Annotated in this window: 1 protein-coding gene; it reads left to right on the top strand. The window is 58.5% G+C overall.

Annotated elements, in window-relative coordinates:
* Positions 1-101: 101 nt before the first annotated feature.
* Positions 102-856 (top strand): hypothetical protein (locus GY725_06620; GenBank protein MCP4003853.1); only part of this gene is annotated, 755 nt, incomplete at its 3' end.

Here is an 856-nt window from a genome sequence, read left to right as displayed (position 1 = left end):
GGCCAGCGAGTGGGGATGACGCTCGAAGCCGTGCGCAAGGCGTTGTTTCGACTCAAGAAACAAGTACGTTCGTGCGTGGAAATCAGCCTGAGAGGTGCACAATGAGCGATGCACGCGACCGGCAGGAACTGATCGACCGCCATCTGCGCGGTGAATTGAGCGAATCGGAACGAGAGCGTCTTGCCGAACTGCTCGATAGCGATGCGGCGGCGCGCAAAGATTTTGTCGAACAAGTGCAGTGGGACACACGGTTAGCCGAGGTGCTGCGCGAGGGTCGTGGTTCGCGCCGCGAACCAAACGTGGACGAAGGAGCCGACGCCATATTCGCGGAGCGAACGCCGACGATAACACTCACCCGAGCTTTGTTGGCCATCTCTGCTGCAATCATCATCATGCTGACCGCGAGCCTGTGCTTCCAATGGCTGAACCCGGAACAGCCGATCGCTAGGCCCCCTGTCGAGCCGCCGGGTGCCGAACGGCCCATCGCGAAGATCACCGGTCTGAGCAGCCCCCTGCAATGGACAGGTGACGGTGGTCGTGTGTCTTACGATCTAAGCGTTGGCTTGGAACTAGCGGGAGGAACGGTCGAAGGGTTGGCCCCCGGGTCGTGGGTCGAATTGGAATTCAACGACGGATCAACCGCCACGATTTCCGGCAATTCGATGCTCACCTTCTCGGATCACGGACAAAAGATGTTGCATCTGAAACAAGGGAACTTGTCCAGCAACGCAAAGCCTCAACCACCGGGCAAGCCGATGCTTGTCTATACTCGATCCGCCGTGCTCGAAGTCCTAGGGACGCAGTTCGAAGTCGAGGCAGAAACTGCGACTACCATTTTGAACGTCAGCGAAGGAAG

The sequence above is a fragment of the bacterium genome, from assembly GCA_024226335.1.
Classification (GTDB): domain Bacteria; phylum Myxococcota_A; class UBA9160; order SZUA-336; family SZUA-336; genus JAAELY01.
The sequence above is the reverse complement of the archived record's forward strand: the minus strand, read 5'-3'. Positions and strand labels throughout refer to the sequence as shown.